Annotated in this window: 18 protein-coding genes; 10 read left to right on the forward strand and 8 right to left on the reverse strand. The window is 64.3% G+C overall.

The window, feature by feature from the left end; translation table 11 throughout:
* Positions 1-121: 121 nt before the first annotated feature.
* Positions 122-2,230 (forward strand): molybdopterin-dependent oxidoreductase, encoded by a 2,109-nt coding sequence (locus tag LB541_RS20695; protein ID WP_140633814.1) that lies wholly within the window; start codon positions 122-124, stop codon positions 2,228-2,230.
* A 25-nt stretch (positions 2,231-2,255) separates the two neighbouring features.
* Here LB541_RS20695 and LB541_RS20700 read toward each other — a convergent pair whose 3' ends face one another.
* Together LB541_RS20700 and LB541_RS20705 are read right to left on the reverse strand one after the other, a co-directional pair.
* Positions 2,256-3,380, reverse strand: a complete 1,125-nt coding sequence (locus LB541_RS20700) for a flavin-containing monooxygenase (protein ID WP_224619470.1) — start codon at positions 3,378-3,380, stop codon at positions 2,256-2,258.
* Positions 3,381-3,449: 69 nt separating this feature from the next.
* Positions 3,450-3,929: an Lrp/AsnC family transcriptional regulator gene (locus LB541_RS20705; RefSeq protein ID WP_411969808.1), complete on the reverse strand. Its 480-nt coding sequence runs from the start codon at positions 3,927-3,929 to the stop codon at positions 3,450-3,452.
* Positions 3,930-4,031: 102 nt separating this feature from the next.
* Between LB541_RS20705 and LB541_RS20710 the strand changes: the two genes are divergently transcribed.
* From LB541_RS20710 to LB541_RS20720, 3 genes are read left to right on the forward strand one after another with little or no spacing between them, the layout of a single operon-like run.
* Entirely contained in the window at positions 4,032-5,240 is a 1,209-nt protein-coding gene (locus tag LB541_RS20710; RefSeq protein WP_224619471.1) for a diaminopropionate ammonia-lyase, read from the forward strand.
* Positions 5,237-6,463 (forward strand): Zn-dependent hydrolase, encoded by a 1,227-nt coding sequence (locus LB541_RS20715; RefSeq protein ID WP_224619472.1) that lies wholly within the window; start codon positions 5,237-5,239, stop codon positions 6,461-6,463. The genes LB541_RS20710 and LB541_RS20715 overlap by 4 nt, the downstream gene beginning before the upstream one ends.
* 18 nt (positions 6,464-6,481) lie before the next feature.
* Complete coding sequence (locus LB541_RS20720; RefSeq protein ID WP_224619473.1) at positions 6,482-7,639, forward strand: M20 aminoacylase family protein; 1,158 nt, start codon at positions 6,482-6,484, stop codon at positions 7,637-7,639.
* Positions 7,640-7,852: 213 nt separating this feature from the next.
* On the opposite strand, the gene LB541_RS20725 is transcribed toward LB541_RS20720, so the two are convergent.
* On the reverse strand, positions 7,853-7,993 hold the full coding sequence (locus tag LB541_RS20725) for a hypothetical protein (RefSeq protein ID WP_181165131.1): 141 nt from the start codon (positions 7,991-7,993) through the stop codon (positions 7,853-7,855).
* 110 nt (positions 7,994-8,103) lie between these two features.
* On the opposite strand from LB541_RS20725, the gene LB541_RS20730 reads away from it, so the two are divergent.
* The 6 genes from LB541_RS20730 to LB541_RS20755 all read left to right on the forward strand — a co-directional run bounded on the left by LB541_RS20730 (position 8,104) and on the right by LB541_RS20755 (position 12,630).
* A complete protein-coding gene (locus LB541_RS20730) occupies positions 8,104-8,277 on the forward strand; it encodes a hypothetical protein (RefSeq protein WP_181165130.1) in 174 nt (57 codons plus the stop codon).
* 69 nt (positions 8,278-8,346) lie between these two features.
* Positions 8,347-10,440 (forward strand): ATP-dependent helicase, encoded by a 2,094-nt coding sequence (locus tag LB541_RS20735; protein ID WP_140494365.1) that lies wholly within the window; start codon positions 8,347-8,349, stop codon positions 10,438-10,440.
* Positions 10,441-10,448: 8 nt separating this feature from the next.
* Positions 10,449-11,222, forward strand: a complete 774-nt coding sequence (gene dapB, locus LB541_RS20740) for a 4-hydroxy-tetrahydrodipicolinate reductase (RefSeq protein WP_224619474.1) — start codon at positions 10,449-10,451, stop codon at positions 11,220-11,222.
* Between the two features lie 503 nt (positions 11,223-11,725).
* Positions 11,726-11,929, forward strand: a complete 204-nt coding sequence (locus LB541_RS20745) for a DUF680 domain-containing protein (RefSeq protein WP_140494361.1) — start codon at positions 11,726-11,728, stop codon at positions 11,927-11,929.
* A 44-nt stretch (positions 11,930-11,973) separates the two neighbouring features.
* Entirely contained in the window at positions 11,974-12,201 is a 228-nt protein-coding gene (locus LB541_RS20750) for a DUF680 domain-containing protein (RefSeq protein WP_140494359.1), read from the forward strand.
* Between the two features lie 189 nt (positions 12,202-12,390).
* Positions 12,391-12,630, forward strand: coding sequence for a DUF680 domain-containing protein (locus tag LB541_RS20755; protein WP_140494357.1), 240 nt, complete (start codon positions 12,391-12,393; stop codon positions 12,628-12,630).
* A gap of 47 nt (positions 12,631-12,677) precedes the next feature.
* Here the strand turns inward: LB541_RS20755 and LB541_RS20760 are convergent, their stop codons facing one another.
* From LB541_RS20760 to purM, 5 genes are read right to left on the reverse strand one after another with little or no spacing between them, the layout of a single operon-like run.
* Positions 12,678-13,187 carry a SixA phosphatase family protein gene (locus tag LB541_RS20760; protein WP_140520620.1) on the reverse strand — a complete coding sequence of 170 codons (510 nt, stop codon included), beginning with the start codon at positions 13,185-13,187 and terminating at the stop codon, positions 12,678-12,680.
* 51 nt (positions 13,188-13,238) lie between these two features.
* Positions 13,239-13,580: a type II toxin-antitoxin system HicB family antitoxin gene (locus tag LB541_RS20765; protein WP_140494354.1), complete on the reverse strand. Its 342-nt coding sequence runs from the start codon at positions 13,578-13,580 to the stop codon at positions 13,239-13,241.
* Complete coding sequence (locus tag LB541_RS20770; RefSeq protein ID WP_140558881.1) at positions 13,577-13,831, reverse strand: type II toxin-antitoxin system HicA family toxin; 255 nt, start codon at positions 13,829-13,831, stop codon at positions 13,577-13,579. The genes LB541_RS20765 and LB541_RS20770 overlap by 4 nt, the downstream gene beginning before the upstream one ends.
* A 60-nt stretch (positions 13,832-13,891) precedes the next feature.
* Positions 13,892-14,605 (reverse strand): phosphoribosylglycinamide formyltransferase, encoded by a 714-nt coding sequence (gene purN, locus LB541_RS20775; RefSeq protein WP_140515481.1) that lies wholly within the window; start codon positions 14,603-14,605, stop codon positions 13,892-13,894.
* Positions 14,602-15,678 (reverse strand): phosphoribosylformylglycinamidine cyclo-ligase, encoded by a 1,077-nt coding sequence (purM, locus tag LB541_RS20780; RefSeq protein ID WP_140494348.1) that lies wholly within the window; start codon positions 15,676-15,678, stop codon positions 14,602-14,604. Before purM ends, purN begins: the two co-directional genes overlap by 4 nt.
* Positions 15,679-15,730: the final 52 nt, after the last annotated feature.

Below are 15,730 nucleotides of genomic sequence, written 5' to 3' on the forward strand. Positions count from 1 at the left end.
GCGGAGGGGGGTGGGGGTCTGCGCCACAACCCACCCCGGCGCTACGCGCCGACCCTCTCCTTCAAGGGGACGGTCAGATCTGGCCCTACACGCCTTGCCCGAAACCCGCTAAACAAACCCCATGAACCAGCACGCCAGCCTTCGCATCGGCCATTCGGCCTGTCCGCATGATTGCCCGTCGACCTGCGCGCTCGAGGTCGAGTTGCTTGACGGCAACCGCATCGGCCGCGTCCATGGTGCCAAGTCCAACAACTATACGGCCGGCGTCGTCTGCGCCAAGGTTGCTCGTTACGCCGACCGCGTCCACCATCCCGACCGCTTGCTGAAGCCGCTGGTGCGCAAAGGCGCCAAGGGCGAGGGCGCCTGGCAGGAAACAAGTTGGGAGGCGGCGCTGGACCTCGTCGCCGAAAAGTTCATCGCGGCCGAGGAAAAATACGGCTCGGAGACGGTCTGGCCCTATTTCTATGCCGGCACGATGGGGCTGGTGCAGCGCGACGGCATCGAGCGGCTGCGGCATGCGAAGAGATATTCGGGCTTCTTCGGCTCGATCTGCACCAACCTGGCCTGGACCGGCTGGATGATGGGGGCGGGCGCGCTGCGCGGTCCCGACCCGCGCGAAATGGCCAAGTCCGATTGCGTGGTGATCTGGGGCACCAATGCCGTGGTGACCCAAGTCAACGTCATGACCCACGCCATCAAGGCGCGCAAGGAGCGCGGTGCCAGGATCGTGGTCATCGACGTCTATGAGAACGCCACGATGAAGCAGGCCGACATGGGCCTTGTCCTGAAGCCTGGCACCGATGGCGCGCTGGCTTGCGCGGTTATGCATGTGCTGTTCAGGGAAGGCTTGGCTGACCGCGCCTATCTCGAGAAATACACCGATGACCCGAAAGGTCTGGAAGCGCATCTGCGCACGCGCTCACCCGAATGGGCGGCCGCGATCACCGGATTGACTGTGGCCGAGATAGAGAGTTTTGCCCGTCTGGTCGGCACGACCAGGAAAACCTATTTCCGCCTCGGCTACGGCTTTGCCCGCCAGCGCAACGGCGCGGTCAACATGCATGCCGCCTCCTGCATCGCCGCCGTCACCGGCGCCTGGCAATATGAGGGCGGCGGCGCCTTCCATTCCAATTCCGGCATCTTCAAGCTCAACCAGGAGGTGCTGGAGGGCACGCGCATGCGCGATCCCTCGATCCGCTATCTCGATCATTCGCGCATCGGCCCGGTGCTGACGGGAGCGCCGGATGCGCTCTATGGCGGGCCGCCGGTGACGGCGCTGCTCATCCAGAACACCAACCCGGCCAATGTCGCGCCCGAGCAGCGACTGGTGAAGCAGGGTTTCTTGCGTGAGGATCTGTTCACCTGCGTGCACGAGCAGTTCATGACCGACACGGCCAAGCTCGCCGACGTCGTGCTGCCGGCAACGATGTTCGTCGAGCATGACGACATCTACAAGGGCGGCGGCAACCAGCACATCACGCTCGGCCCGAAGCTGATCGAGCCGCCGGAAGGGCCGCGCACCAACCATTTCGTCATCGAGCAATTGGCTGAGCGCCTCGGAGTCGCCGACAGGCCGGGCTTCGGCCTCACCGAACAGCAGCATATCGACATCATCCTGGGCAAGCGCGGGTTGGGCAGCTTTGCCAGCCTGAAGGAGCAGAAATGGGTCGACCTGCAGCCGGATTTCGAAACCGCGCATTTCACCAAGGGCTTCGGCCATGCGGACGGCAAATTCCGCTTCCGCGCCGATTGGACCGGACAAGCCGCCCCCAATAGGCCGCCGAAAAGCATGGGCCTGTTCGGCCCGGTGGAGCAGTTGCCGCAATTTCCTGATCATGTCGACCTGATCGAGGTTGCCGACGAGGCGCATCCGTTCCGGCTGGCTACGTCGCCGGCACGCAACTTCCTCAACTCGACCTTTTCCGAAACGCCGGTGTCGAAGGCCAAGGAGGGCCGGCCGGAATTGCTCTTGCATCCCGACGATGCCGCCGCACACGGTTTGGCAGAGGGCGACCGTGTCGAACTCGGCAATGCGCGCGGCGAGGTGGTGTTGCATGCAAAGCTGTTCGACGGCATCAAGCGCGGCGTGGTGATTGCCGAAGGCATCTGGCCGAACAGCGCGCATGAGCGCGGCGAGGGCATCAACGTGCTGACTGGCGCCGACGCGCCCGCACCCTATGGCGGCGCGGCATTCCACGACAACAAGGTGTGGCTGCGCAAGGCGGGGTGATCGCCAGCTCACACCGGCAGGGCTTCTACGTCCTTTTTCTGTTCTGCCGGAGACGGATGTCGTCGGCGATCGCCTGGGCTTCGATTCCGATTTCGCGCAGCAGGCCGGTGACCGAATTGTGGAAGCCGACGAGATAAAGACCGAGTTCCGAAGCGCGCGCATTGACGCCGCTGGCGCCAGGCTCGACGCCGGGCTGGAGGAATTTGGCATAGGCTGGGCGGTAGCCGGTGGCGAAGATGATCGCGTCGAAGTCGCTGTGCCGACCATCGACGAAACGGGCGCCGCCCTCTGATATCTCGGCAATGTCGGGCGCGACCTTGATCGCGCCTTCGCGGATCTTGCCGATGGTGCCGACATCGATCACCGGGATGCGCGACGCCAGGGATATCTGCTCCAGCAATCCCTGCTTGGGCCGTTTGAGCCCATATTTCTCCAGCCTGCCCAACACCAGATCGAGGATGATAGGGAAGACGGCGTCATTGACGCGTCGCGGCCCCAGGCGCGTCGCCATGCTGACGACCTGGATGGGCACCCCGAGCAGTTCGCGCGGCACGATATGGACGCCGCCGCGCACGGAGATCGTCGGATGCGCGCCGCCTTCCGCCAGGTCGAGCGCGATCTCGGCGCCGGTGTTGCCCATGCCGATGACCAGCACCGACTGGCCGGCAAACGGCGTGTTGTTGCGGTAATCCGCGCTGTGCAGACTTTTGCCCTTGAAACTGCCGGCGCCGGCGAATGCCGGCATCAGCGGCTCGGCATTGTATCCCGAGGCAATCACCACATGGGAAGCGCGCACGGTGCCTGATGTCGCTTCGACGCCCCAGCTTCTGCCCTGCCGGCGGATCGCCCGCACCGCTTCTCCAAAGCGGGGCCGCAGATCGAAGCGTTGCGCATAGGTATCGAGGTATTCGACGAACAGATCACGTGGCACATAGCGCGGATAATGCCTGGGGAAGGGCACGAAGGGCAGGGATGAATAGCGCTTGGTCGTGTGCAGGTGGACGCGCTCGTAGTGGCGCCGCCAGGCGGGAGCGGGCTGCTGCCCTTTTTCAAGCAGGATGAAGTCGACCCCGGCCTGCCGCAGGCACGCGGCAACGGCCAGGCCCGCCGGCCCGGCACCGATGATCGCAACCGGGGTGGTGTCGTGCAAGCGCGCCTCCCGCCGCTAATTCGCGATGCGGAGAATGGCGAAAGCATGCCAGACATGCAACCTGATCGCTCATCCCGGCAGCGGCACCGTCAGGCCGACCTTGACGCGGTCCATGGCCACGAAGGTGCGGAATTTGCGGACATTGTTGCTGTCGAAGAACAGGCGCCGCGTCAGCGCCTCATAGGCGCTCATGTCGGCCACCGTGATGGCCAGGATGAAGTCGGCCTCGCCTGTCACATAGTAGCATTGCTGGACTTCCGGCGCCGCCAGGAATTGCCGCTTGGCCGCGTCGATAAGTTCGGTGCGTTCGCTTTCGAGTTCGACCTCGACGAAGATGGTGATGGGCTGGCCGACCGCCGCCGGTTCGATGACCGCGACATTGGCCGCGATGACGCCGGTCTGTTGCATGCGCTTGATACGGCGCTGCACCGCCGGCGCCGACAGGTTCACGGCCTCGCCGATCAGTCGCTGCGGCGTCGTGTTGTCCTTCTGCAGCATGGCGAGAATGGCGAGGTCGAAACTGTCGAGCGAGGCTGGCAAAGCGGGCAATGGCATGTCCTGAAGAAACAAACTTGCATTTCGGCACCTTGAATACAGCGCTTTTTGCGCCTGCCTTGCAATATAGTCTCGTCGTCAGCCAAGGAGGCCTTGATGTTCCTGCTCAACCGCAATGCCTTGCACGGCAGCCCACTCGATCCGGTCGACGCCGAAACGCTCGGGGTCGCGGGGGCCGACGCGGCCGAGCGTTTCCTGTCCCATCGCGACAATCATCAGGAGACGCCGCTGCATGCGCTGCCGGCGCTGGCCTCCGAACTGGGCATTGGCGCCATCCACCTCAAGGATGAGGGTTTTCGCCTCGGCCTCGGTAGCTTCAAGGCGCTTGGGGGCGCTTATGCCGTCGCTCATCTGGTGCTGGAGGAAGCCGGCCGCCGGCTTGGCAGGCCGCTCGGCATCGCCGATCTCGATCAGCCCGATGTCAGGGCGGTCGCCGCCACCATGACGATGGCTTGCGCGACCGACGGCAATCACGGCCGCTCGGTGGCACAGGGCGCGCGGCTTGTCGGCGCGAGGGCGGCGATCTTCGTCCATGCCGGCGTCAGCGACGAGCGCATCACGGCTATCGCCCGCTACGGCGCCGAGATGATCCGCGTCGACGGCAACTACGATGATTCGGTCAGGCAAGCCGCACGCGTCGCGGCGGACAAGGGCTGGACCGTCGTGTCCGATACGTCGTGGCCGGGCTATGAGCGCATTCCAGGCCTCGTCATGCAAGGCTACACCGCGATCATGCGCGAGGCGCTGCGCCAGCTCGGCGAACCGCCCACCCACGTCTTCGTCCAGGCCGGGGTCGGCGGCATTGCCGCTGCCCTGGCTGGCCATCTCGCCATCGTGCTCGGTGATGCCAGGCCGGTCTTCACCGTGGTCGAGCCCGCACGTGCCGCTTGTATCCTGGGCGCCGCCAGGGCTGGCCATCCTGTCAAGATGGCGCATGGCGAAGCGACTGTCATGGCGATGCTCGAATGCTACGAGGCGTCGCCTGTCGCCTGGCGCGTGCTGGCGCGTGCCGCCGATGCCTTCATGACCGTCGACGAGGAGGATGCGGTCGCTGTGATGCGGAGGCTTGCGCGGCCGGCCGGCGGCGATCCGGCCATCGTCGCCGGCGAAAGCGGCGGGGTCGGCCTGGCCGGACTGATCCGGGCGCTGGCCGACAACAAGGCCGAACTCGGCCTCGACCGGCTCTCGCGGGTGCTGGTCGTCAACACCGAAGGCGCAACCGATCCCAGGCGTTATGCCGAACTCGTCGGCGTGGCCGCCGCGGACGTGCTTGCGGGCAAGGTACTTTCTGGAGCAACGCCATGATCTCGGTCGACGCGCGGCGGCTGCTTGGCCGTATTCGGGACCTCGGCGCCATCGGCCGCGACGGCGAGGGCCGGCTGGTGCGGCTTGCCGCCTCGGACGCCGACCGGCAGGGCCGCGACCGCTTCGTCGGCTGGTTGCGCGAGGCGGGGCTCGAAGTCGCCATCGACCGCATGGGCAATATCTTCGGCATCTGGCGGACGCCTGGGAATGCCGGGCAGGCGCCGATCCTGATAGGCTCGCATATCGATACGGTCATAGATGCCGGCATTTATGACGGCTGCTACGGCGTGCTGGCTGGGCTGGAGGCAATCGAGACACTGAAGGCGTCAGGCTTTGTCCTGTCGCGCCCGTTGGCCGTCGCCGCCTTCACCAATGAGGAAGGCGTGCGCTATTCCCCCGACATGATGGGCTCGCTGGTTCATGCCGGCGGTGTTGCGATCGACGAGGCGCTGGCGGCCGTGGGGACCGACGGCAGCGTGCTCGGGCAGGAACTGGCGCGCATCGGCTATGCCGGCGACGAGCAGCCGGGCTTCCTCAAGCCGCATACCTATCTCGAACTGCATATCGAGCAGGGCCCGGTGCTGGAGCGCGAAGGCGTGCCGATCGGCGCGGTGGAAAACCTGCAAGGCATCTCCTGGCAGCGCATCACCATCGACGGGGTCGCCAACCATGCCGGCACCACGCCGATGTCGATGCGCAGCGACGCCGGCCATGCGGCCGCCCGTGTCGTCGCCTTCCTGCACGATCGTGCCAAGGCTTCGAACACGCCGACCGTCGCCACCGTCGGCACGATGCTTTTCGAGCCCAACGCCATCAACGTCATTCCCTCGCGAGCGGTCTTCACCATCGACCTGCGCGATCCTTTCGAGCACCGGCTGCAGGCGGAGGAAGCAGCACTCGCCGCTCACCTCGAAGAACTCGCCGCCGCCGAAGGCGTGACGATCTCGGTCGAGCGGCTGGCGCGCTTCGAGCCGGTGATCTTCGACAGCCGCATCGTGGAGCTGATCGAGGCCGCTGCCATCAGTCGCGGGCTGGTTTCGAAGCGCATGACGTCCGGCGCCGGCCATGATGTGCAGATGATGGCGCGTATCGCACCTGCCGCGATGATCTTCGTGCCGAGCGCCGGCGGCATCAGCCATAATCCGCGCGAATACACCGAGGATACCGAGCTCGTCGCCGGCGCCAACATTCTGCTCGATGTCGTCACCCGACTTGCAACCTAGTTTGAGAGGGGCGGAGAAATGGCCAAAATCGATCTCGATGCCTTGAAGCAGGAGATGACCGGCTGGCGGCGCGATCTGCATGCCCATCCGGAATTCGGGTTCGAGGAAAAGCGCACCGCGGCCTTCGTCGCTGCCAAACTGCGCGAATTCGGCCTCGACGATGTGACCGAGGGCGTCGGCGGCACCGGCGTCGTCGGCACGCTGAAGCGCGGCAGCGGCAACAGGGCGATCGCGCTCAGGGCCGATATGGATGCCCTGCGCATCACCGAGCAATCGGCTGTGGCCTATGGCTCGCAAAATCCCGGAATCATGCACGCCTGCGGCCATGACGGCCACACCACCATGCTGCTCGGCGCGGCGAAGCTGCTGGCCGGGGAGGGCGGGTTCAACGGCACGGTGCGCTTCATCTTTCAGCCGGCCGAGGAGTGGGGCAGGGGCGCGCTGGCCATGCTCGACGATGGGTTGATGCGCCGCTTTCCCTTCGATGAGATTTTCGGCCTGCACAATCTGCCCGGATTGCCGATTGGCCATTTCGAAACCCGCCCCGGCCCGATGATGTCGGCCGAGGATATCTTCGAGATTGTTCTGAGAGGCCGCGGCGGCCACGCTGCCGGGCCGCAGGACGGCCGGGAGACACTGGTCGCCGCTTGCGCGCTGGTCACCAATCTGCAAACCATCGTCTCGCGCCGGCTGAGCCCGGCCGACATATCGGTGGTCTCGGTAACCGAGCTGATCACCGACGGCACCCGCAACGCGCTGCCCGGCCTTGCCCGTATCCTGGGAGACGCCCGCAGCTTTCGCCCCGAGGTCAGCGCCGAGATCGAGAAGCAGATGCGCACCATCGCCGCCGGCACCGCCGCCGCCTACAACGTCACCGCCGAGGTCGCCTACAGCAGGGAATTCGTGCCGCTGCACAACGACGCCGAATTGGTCGACGAGGCCTTTGCAGCCGCCGGAAACGTGTTCCTGCCCGAAGGCGTCGCCGTCGCCCGCGAGCCGATGACCGGCTCTGAGGATTTTGCCCGTTTCCTCGCTCACGTGCCCGGTTGCTTTGTCTTCCTCGGCAATGGCGACACGGCGCCGCTGCACAATCCGAGCTACGACTTCAACGATGACGGCCTGCTGTTCGGCACGAATTTCCATGCCGCGGTCGTCAGACGGCGATTGGGAGCATGAACGGCGCGGTCGTTCCGGAATTTGGCGGGAAGCCAAAGGGGTGGAATCCCCATGACGCTACGGCAAGACTCAGCTAACATCCATATTGCGGCGGACCTGATATCCGCCTGGCCGGCGCTATCAGGCACCTCCCAAGCGGCGCCGGCCGTCCTTTCCAGGCTGTGCTTTGTGCTGTCCCGCCGTGGTCCGCGGCGTTGCTGCACGCATGTCAACTCATTTGCCGGTCTTATCGGCTACAGGATTGCCGTCGGCGTGCGGGTTTTCCGCTGCCGGAGCCTTGGTTGGCGGGACGTTGTTGTCGCAGGCCGACACGGCCAGAACGATCAGCAGAAGGCCTAGGGAGAGCTTCTTCATCGCTACCTCCTCTCGTCTGACAACGAGACGACCTCCGTTTGGTTGCGACGATCAAGCCGAGGAACAAAAGCTCATGTCTCCGGTTGGATCAGGCAAAGGAGGACTGCTGGATGATCCGTCTGCTCTTGGCCTGCACCATCGCCTTCGTCACTTACCGCCTCGCGCGCAAGCTGATCGAGGACGTACCCGACACCGTCGATCCCCTGTTGCTGCCAGTCCCGAAGAATGATCGGGAGACATTGCGCAGGCAGTCGGCAGCGATGGGTGTCGATCCGGAACGCTGACCTGTCGACCTTGAGCTCGCCGCGCCGCTTCCTTGTTGCGAACAAAGCGGAAACGATGCTTGATGGGCGATGAACCTTGCCGCTCATGATTCGACATTTCGGGAACCGACCGACCAGCCTGCTTATCTCGCAAGGCTGAACGATGCCCAACGCCAGGCTGTCGAGCATGGCGACGGCAGGATCGCCGGACCGCTGCTGGTCATTGCCGGCGCCGGCTCGGGCAAGACCAACACGCTGGCGCATCGCGTAGCCCATCTCATCGTCAAGGGCGCTGATCCGCGCCGCATCCTGCTGATGACGTTTTCACGTCGCGCCGCCTCCGAAATGGCCCGGCGCGTCGAGCGCATCGCCGGCGAGGTGCTCGGCCGTGACGCCTCGATCGTCACTGACGCGCTGACCTGGGCCGGCACCTTCCATGGCATCGGTGCACGGCTACTGCGCGATTACGCGCAGGAGATCGGCCTCGATCCGGCGTTCACCATCCACGATCGCGAGGATTCGGCCGACCTGATGAACCTGGTGCGCCACGAACTCGGCTTCTCGAAGACGGAAGCGCGCTTTCCCACCAAGGGCACCTGCCTTGCCATCTATTCGCGCGCCGTCAACGCGCAGGCGCCGCTCGGCGAGGTGCTGGGCTCCGCCTTTCCGTGGTGCGCCGGCTGGGCCGAACAGCTGAAGCAGCTGTTCGCCGGCTATGTCGAGGCCAAGCAGGCGCAGAACGTGCTCGATTACGATGACCTGCTGCTCTACTGGGCACAGATGACCGCGGAACCGGAAATTGCGACGCATCTGGGCGGGCGTTTCGACCATGTGCTGGTCGACGAATACCAGGATACCAACCGGCTGCAGGCCTCGATCCTCATGGCGCTCAAACCCGATGGCGCCGGGCTGACGGTGGTCGGCGACGATGCGCAATCGATCTATTCGTTCCGCGCCGCCGAGGTGCGCAATATCCTGGACTTCCCAAACCAATTCGCGCAGGCCGCCGATGTGGTGATGCTGGAGCGCAACTACCGCTCGACCGAAACCATTTTGGCCGCCGCCAATGCGGTGATCGGCGAGGCCTCGGAACGCTTCACCAAAAACCTGTGGTCGGAACGCAAATCCGCCGCCAAGCCGAGGCTGGTGACTGTACGCGACGAGGTCGAACAGGCCAATTTCGTCTGCGAGGCCATCCTGGCCGAGCGCGAGGCCGGCACGGCGCTGAAATCGCAGGCGGTGCTGTTTCGCGCCTCGCACCACAGCGGGCCTCTGGAAATCGAGCTGACGCGGCGCAACATTCCCTTCGTCAAGTTCGGTGGGCTGAAATTCCTCGATGCCGCTCACGTCAAGGATGTGCTGGCGGTGCTGCGCTTTGCCGAAAACCCGCGAGACCGCGTCGCCGGATTTCGCGTGCTGCAGCTTTTGCCGGGCATCGGCCCCTCGGCCGCGGCGCAAGTCGTGGAGACGATGACATCGGCGCTGGACGAGGCGATGGGCCTTGCCGGCTGGCGGCCGCCGCAGCGCGCGGCGGATGACTGGCCGGGCTTCGTCTCGCTCTACTCCGGCCTGCGTGCCGGCGCCAAATGGCCGGCCGATCTCGAACAGGTCAGGCTCTGGTACGAGCCGCATCTCGAGCGCATCCACGAGGACGCAACCACGCGCCGGGCCGACCTTCTGCAGCTCGAGCAGATCGGATCCGGCTACGCTTCGCGCGAACGGTTCCTGACCGAGCTGACGCTCGATCCGCCGGACGCGACCAGCGACCAGGCCGGGCCGCCGCACCGCGACGAGGATTATTTGATCCTGTCGACCATCCACTCGGCCAAGGGCCAGGAGTGGAAGAACGTGTTTGTGCTCAACACCGTCGATGGCTGCATTCCGGCCGATCTCGGTGTTGGTACCAGGGAAGATATCGAGGAGGAGCGCCGGCTGCTTTACGTGGCGATGACAAGGGCCAAGGACAGCCTCAACCTGGTCATGCCGCAGCGCTTCTTTGCGCATGGCCAGGCGGCGCGCGGCGACCGCCATGTCTATGCCTCGCGCACGCGCTTCATCCCGGCCTCCCTCCTTGCGGCATTCGAACAGACGGTATGGCCGGCAGCGCAAGCAGCGCCGGGCAGGGCGCCCCGGCCGGAGATACGCGTCGACATTGGCGCGCGCATGCGCGGCATGTGGAAATAGTCGCGGCGATGGCGCCAGTCAGGATCGCAATTGCCGGTGCGCTCGGCCGCATGGGGCGCCAGATGGCGGACGCCGTGCAGGCCGACTCGCGGCTGGCGCTTACTGCCCGCTTTCATCGACCGGGCGTCGTCGGCGATGGCCTGGTCAGTCGCGACGAGGCGCTCGGCCTGGCCGATGTGGTCGTCGATTTCACCACGCCGGCGGCATCGGCCGATCTGGCGAGAGCCTGCGCCGGCCGTCGCGGGCCTGCCATGGTCATTGGCTCGACCGGTTTCGATGACGCTGAATTGGCAGCCATCGCCGATGCCGCGAAAACCGTTGTCATCGTACGCTCCGGGAGCTTTTCGCTTGGGCTCAACATGCTGGTCGGATTGGTCGAGCAGGCGGCGAGAGCGCTCGGTCCCGCGGACTGGGATGCAGAGAGTTTCGAGGCGCATCACCGCAACAAGATCGACGCGCCATCTGGCACCGCCCTGATGCTCGGCCAAGCCATTGCCGACGGACGCGGCGTCGAGCTTGATGCGATGGCGAGGCGTGTTCGCGACGGTGTCACCGGTGCGCGGCCTGCCGGCGAGATCGGCTTCGCGGTGCTGCGCGGCGGCAGCATCGTCGGCGAGCACAGCGTCAGCTTCTGCACCGGGGGCGAGATCGTCACCCTGTCGCATGCGGCCGAGGACCGCGTCATGTTCGCCCGTGGCGCCATCGCCGCAGCCCTCTGGGTGACCGGGCGACCGCCCGGTCAATACGATATGCGCGACGTCCTTGGCTTTGGCGCTTCCTGACGGGCCAGAACCCGCCGCTTTCCATTTCTCCAGTCGCCAAAATGATTGAAAGCTTGAGCCTGCCGCGACCGGAGGCGAAGCCTCCGCGTGGAGAATGCGGGGCGCCTCTTGGCGCGTCCTTCAGCCCGTTTGCAGCGACAATGACGACCCAGCCGCGAAGCAAACGCCCGGATGCGGTCACTCGCGCGGGCATCACGTAGATAAAACCGAACCGTTCGGTTCGATTATGTTGACGGACCGTACATCAAACGGTGAACGTACGCTCTGCGCAAACGGGTGGGCTCAATGGAATTTTCTAAACAACTCATTGATTTAACGGGACAAAATTGTGGCAGCCAGCGATGTCGTTTCAATTTCAAGGGCCGTCCCACAGCTTTTTTGGCACATTTTCGTGACTGGAAACGACAACACCGCAGACCCATCTCGGGGTGGTCCGAGCGACGCGAAATCCTCCCAAGGGCACGCCACTAGACGGACAGAACAAACATACTGGAGTAACCAAAATGACCAAGATCGCTCTTACCGCCGCTGCCATCCTCGTTGCCACGGGCACCGCTTTCGCCGGCAGCGACAATTATGGTTCGGCCAACGCCAATCAGCCCGCCGCCGCTGTCGACCATTCCGTCACCGCTTCGATCTCGAAGACGAATGGAACCGTCCAGGCCCCGGCTTCGCAGGGCGCCGACCGCAATCTTTTCGGCCGTTGATCGCGACTGCCGACATCAACCAACTTGAACTCAGGAGTAAAGAAATGACCAAGATCGCTCTTACCGCCGCCGCCATTCTCATTGCCACGGGCAGCGCCTTTGCCGGCAGCGACAATTATGGTTCCAACAATGTCAACCAGCCGGTTGCCAACCAGTCGACCTCCAACATCGACACCACGCATACCGGCTCGATCACCAAGTCCATAAAGGCGCAGGGCGACGCGAATGCCAACGTGCCGGCTCAGTCTGGCCAAGGCATCTGGGGCCGTTGATTCTGTAAGTCTTCGACCACAAAGAGCGGTGGGCCCGGCCCGCCGCTCTTGTTTTTTGCGCATGACCAATCCTCCAAGCTCGGCAGAAAACAATCCGAGCCCAGGAATAAAACAGGAGTGCCTGGGGTCTTGTCCTTAGCGGAACCGTCCTCCCAAGACGCCGCCTAACGGATGAACCAGGAGATTGAAATGAACAAGATCGCCCTCGCCACCGCCGCCATCCTCGTTGCGACCGGCAGCGCCTTTGCCGGCAGCGACCATTATGGCTCCGACAATGCCAACCAGCCCGTCGCCCCGATGGCGGGCGTGGACCACCTTGTCACCGGCGCGCTCAAGGATACGGGCATGGCCGGCCACGAGACAGGCGATGCCAAGACGAAGCCCACTACCGACTGGCCCGAACCCGGCCAAGGCATCTGGGGCAATTAACGTCCCGGACACGCAGCGGCCTTGGCTGCCAGCTTACCCCCGGATTTCTAGCGCAGATCCTTCGGACGCAGGCAATGCGTCAGCCGCGCGGACGACAGGTTGGACCAGTCGCCCTGGAAAACGAGGCGCGCAAAGGCTGCCGTTGGAAATTTTCCTTCGAGCCTCCTGCGCGCCTTGGCCTCTGACCCTGGCCCGGCAAGCTGTTTCGCCAGATATTGCAGACCGGGATTGTGGCCGACCACCAGCAAGCTGTCGTTCGACGGATCGGCTTGACGAATCTGGCTCAGAATATCCGTCGCCGAGGCTTCATAAAGCGCCTCGGAGAACGCGACTCGTGGATGCGCTGGCAACTCCGCGTCCACCAGCCGCCAGGTCTCACGGGTGCGCAGCGCCGGCGATACCAGCGCCTGGTCCGGCAGCCACCCGCGCGCCGCGAGTTCGCGCCCTATCAATTGGGCCGCCTTCAATCCGCGTTCGGCGAGCGGCCGGTCGAAATCGGGGAGGTTGGGATCGTCCCAACTCGACTTGGCGTGGCGCAGCACAAACAACTGTTTCACGATACTCCCGGTCGAATGGCGGATGCAGATGGAGGCAGGACAGCTGCTGGTTCAGGCAATTTGCTTTTCGGCGGCCTCGCGCAAGACTTCTTCTCCCCACTGGTTCAGGCTCTTGCCTGCGAGTTCCGCTGCCATTGCGACTTTTGAATGAACCGAGGGGTCAACGCGCAACATGAGATTGCCGGAATAAGGTCTTTGCGGCGACTTACCGATTTTCGCGCAAGTTTCGACATAGTCGTCCACGGCTTCATGGAAGGCGGCTTTTAGCCCCGCGACAGTTTCTGAATGGAAGGATACGCCGTCTCGAATACCGGCAATACGGCCGAAGAAAATCTCGTCATCGTCATCATAATCAACACGGGCCGAATAGCCCTTGTAGGTCATCGCATTCATGGCTTCACTCCGATCCTCGACAAGAATTGGCGAGCATCCCGTACTTGATATCGCTTTGCTTCCTTTGAAGGGTGTGGCCGGTGGAACGTCTCGACTTCGCTCTTAAAGACAAAACGCACGCGTGAGCCGCTTCCTTCGATCACCTGGCAACCAACGGCGACCAGCAAGGTTTCGACGGCAATCCATTCGATACTGCCCGAAACTGGATCGGTGAATATCGCCTTGAGCACGCGTCTATGCTTGCTGTTCATGCAAGCATGAGATAGGCGAGTGCGCCAAAGTTTGCAATCAAATTATGACTGCAAAAATGCCTACGGCGTGATCCGCGCCAATTGCTCGAAATCGATTTCCTCGCGCAGCGGGCTCGGTGCAATGATCATCGAGGTTGCATTGTCGGCATCGTCGGCGAAGCGGGCAAACACGGTGCGGCCCTTTTCCATCCGGGCCTTGCCCTCGGCGACCAGCCCCAGCGCCAGCGGATAGAGCTGGTGTTCCACCTTCAGCACTCGTGCGGCAAGTGTGTCGGCATTGTCGCCGACCATTACCGGCACCGCCGCCTGTGCGATGATCGGGCCGTCATCCATCTCGGACGTGACGAAATGCACCGTGCAGCCATGGATACGCATACCCGCCACCAGCGCGCGCGCATGCGTATCGAGCCCCTTGAAGGCCGGCAACAGAGCGGGGTGGATGTTGATCATGCGACCCTGCCATTTCTGGACGAGGCCGGTGGTCAAAATGCGCATATAGCCGGCCAGTGCCACGATCTCGGCATTGAAGGCCGTGAGGGCCGCATCGATCGCGGCGTCGTGCGCCTGCTTGCTGGCGTGGTCGGCCCGGGAAATCACCTGGGTGGCGATGCCGCGCGCCCTCGCCATGCCGAGCCCGGCGGCATCCGCCTTGTCGGAGATGACGCCGACGATTTCGGCGGGGAAAGCCGGGTCGCTGGCGGCGGCGATCAGCGCCGTCATGTTGGAACCGCGCCCCGAGATCAGAACGACAGTGCGTTTCTTCTGCGCACTCATAGACCGATCGAACCCCGATAGATGACGCCGGCGTCGCGGCGCGGCACGATCCGGCCGATCGGCGTCACCGTCTCGCCGGCTTCCTGCAAGACGGCAGCGACCTGCGCCGCCTGGCCGGACGCCACCGCCAGGATCATGCCGATGCCGCAGTTGAAGGTGCGCATCATCTCTTCGGGCGCCACACCGCCGGTTTTGGCCAGCCATGAGAACACAGGCGGCACGTCGATGGCGTCGAGATCGAGCTCGGCCGAGAACTCCTTCGGCAGAACGCGCGGAATGTTTTCGGGGAAGCCGCCGCCGGTGATATGGGCCAGCGCCTTGATGCCGTGCGTGTTGCGGATCGCCTTCAGGATCGATTTCACATAGATCCGGGTCGGCTCGAGCAGCGCCTCGGCCAATGTGGCCTCGTCATTGAAGGGAGCCGGATCGGTCCATGCCAGGCCGCTGGTCGCAACGATGCGGCGCACCAGCGAAAAGCCGTTCGAATGCAGGCCCGACGAACCCAGCCCCAGCAGCACGTCGCCCTCGACGATGTCGTCGGTGGGCAGAAGCTGGCCGCGCTCGGCCGCGCCCACGGCAAAACCGGCAAGGTCATAGTCCTTGCCGTGATACATGCCGGGCATTTCGGCCGTCTCGCCGCCGATCAGCGCGCAGCCGGCCTGCCGGCAGCCCGCGGCGATGCCGCCGACGATCGCCGCACCCTGGTCCGGATCGAGCTTGCCAGTGGCGAAATAGTCGAGGAAGAACAGCGGTTCGGCACCCTGCACGACGATGTCGTTGACGCACATGGCGACGAGGTCGATGCCGATCGTGTCGTGCTTGCCGGCGTCGATGGCGATCTTCAGCTTGGTGCCGACGCCGTCATTTGCAGCGACCAGCACCGGGTCGGTAAAGCCGGCGGCCTTGAGGTCGAACAAGCCGCCGAAACCGCCGATCTCGCCATCGGCGCCCGGCCGGCGCGTCGCCTTGACCAGCGGTTTGATCTTCTCGACCATGAGATTGCCGGCATCGATGTCGACGCCAGCCTCGGCATAGGTGAGCCCGTTCTTACGCTTGACTGTATCGCGCTTCATATCTGGCTTGTCGCTGTTTCCTTTGCGGCTCTTCGCATGAACGGTTTCGGTC

Source organism: Mesorhizobium sp. BR1-1-15 (assembly GCF_020165475.1).
GTDB lineage: Bacteria > Pseudomonadota > Alphaproteobacteria > Rhizobiales > Rhizobiaceae > Mesorhizobium.

Excerpts from the sequence above, each read along its gene's own strand:
- LB541_RS20695 (WP_140633814.1), top strand. The coding sequence starts at position 122 with ATGAACCAGCACGCCAGCCTTCGCATCGGCCATTCGGCCTGTCCGCAT.
- LB541_RS20710 (WP_224619471.1), top strand. The coding sequence starts at position 4,032 with ATGTTCCTGCTCAACCGCAATGCCTTGCACGGCAGCCCACTCGATCCG.
- LB541_RS20715 (WP_224619472.1), top strand. The coding sequence starts at position 5,237 with ATGATCTCGGTCGACGCGCGGCGGCTGCTTGGCCGTATTCGGGACCTC.
- LB541_RS20720 (WP_224619473.1), top strand. The coding sequence starts at position 6,482 with ATGGCCAAAATCGATCTCGATGCCTTGAAGCAGGAGATGACCGGCTGG.
- LB541_RS20725 (WP_181165131.1), bottom strand. The coding sequence starts at position 7,993 with ATGAAGAAGCTCTCCCTAGGCCTTCTGCTGATCGTTCTGGCCGTGTCG.
- LB541_RS20730 (WP_181165130.1), top strand. The coding sequence starts at position 8,104 with ATGATCCGTCTGCTCTTGGCCTGCACCATCGCCTTCGTCACTTACCGC.
- LB541_RS20735 (WP_140494365.1), top strand. The coding sequence starts at position 8,347 with ATGAACCTTGCCGCTCATGATTCGACATTTCGGGAACCGACCGACCAG.
- dapB (WP_224619474.1), top strand. The coding sequence starts at position 10,449 with ATGGCGCCAGTCAGGATCGCAATTGCCGGTGCGCTCGGCCGCATGGGG.
- LB541_RS20745 (WP_140494361.1), top strand. The coding sequence starts at position 11,726 with ATGACCAAGATCGCTCTTACCGCCGCTGCCATCCTCGTTGCCACGGGC.
- LB541_RS20750 (WP_140494359.1), top strand. The coding sequence starts at position 11,974 with ATGACCAAGATCGCTCTTACCGCCGCCGCCATTCTCATTGCCACGGGC.
- LB541_RS20755 (WP_140494357.1), top strand. The coding sequence starts at position 12,391 with ATGAACAAGATCGCCCTCGCCACCGCCGCCATCCTCGTTGCGACCGGC.
- LB541_RS20765 (WP_140494354.1), bottom strand. The coding sequence starts at position 13,580 with ATGAATGCGATGACCTACAAGGGCTATTCGGCCCGTGTTGATTATGAT.
- LB541_RS20770 (WP_140558881.1), bottom strand. The coding sequence starts at position 13,831 with ATGAACAGCAAGCATAGACGCGTGCTCAAGGCGATATTCACCGATCCA.
- purN (WP_140515481.1), bottom strand. The coding sequence starts at position 14,605 with ATGAGTGCGCAGAAGAAACGCACTGTCGTTCTGATCTCGGGGCGCGGT.
- purM (WP_140494348.1), bottom strand. The coding sequence starts at position 15,678 with ATGAAGCGCGATACAGTCAAGCGTAAGAACGGGCTCACCTATGCCGAG.